Here is a 929-nt window from a genome sequence, read left to right on the forward strand (position 1 = left end):
CGCGGCGGCCGGGCGGCCCGCCCGGATCCACCTCAAGGCCGACACCGGACTCGGCCGGGCCGGCTGCCAGCCCGCCGACTGGCCCGAGCTGGTCGCCGCCGCCCGCACCGCCGAGCGCGCGGGCACCGTCCGCGTCACCGGCCTCTGGTCCCACTTCGCCTGCGCCGACGAGCCGGGCCACCCCTCGATCACCGCCCAGCTGGACACCTTCCGCGACATGGTGGCGTACGCCGAGAAGGCCGGTGTCGAGCCCGAGGTGCGGCACATCGCCAACTCCCCGGCGACCCTGACCGTCCCCGAGTCCCACTTCGACCTGGTGCGGACCGGGATCGCCATGTACGGCATCTCGCCCAGCCCCGAGCTGGGCACCTCCGCGGACTTCGGGCTGCGCCCCGTGATGACGCTCGCCGCGTCCGTTGCCCTGGCCAAGCAGGTCCCGGCCGGCCACGGCATCAGCTACGGCCACCACTACACGACGCCCCGCGAGACCACCCTCGCCCTGGTGCCCCTCGGCTACGCCGACGGCATCCCGCGCCACGCGTCCGGCCGGGGCCCGGTCCTGGTCGGCGGGGTGCGGCGGACCGTCGCGGGCCGGGTCGCCATGGACCAGTTCGTCGTGGACCTGGACGGCGACGAGGTGGCGGCGGGCAGCGAGGCGGTGCTGTTCGGGCCCGGCGACCGGGGCGAGCCGAGCGCCGAGGACTGGGCGGAGGCCGCCGGCACCATCGCGTACGAGATCGTCACCCGGATCGGCGGCCGGGTGCCGCGCGTCCACCTGGGCGCCACGACCGACTGACACGACCCACGAGGAGCGGGGCACGGGTGAGCGACATCAGCACGGGTGACGTGATGGCGACGGCGGCCGCTTCGGGGGCCGGCTGGCGCCGGGCGGGCATCGCCGGCGCCGCCATAGGCGTGCTCGCCGCCGG

Annotated in this window: 1 protein-coding gene; it reads left to right on the top strand. The window is 76.6% G+C overall.

Annotated features, from left to right (window positions below):
* Positions 1-796 (top strand): alanine racemase (gene alr, locus G3I41_RS24015; protein ID WP_164402470.1); only part of this gene is annotated, 796 nt, incomplete at its 5' end.
* Between the last annotated feature and the right edge of the window lie 133 nt (positions 797-929).

Source organism: Streptomyces sp. SID9727, from assembly GCF_010550605.1.
Taxonomy (GTDB): Bacteria; Actinomycetota; Actinomycetes; order Streptomycetales; family Streptomycetaceae; genus Streptomyces.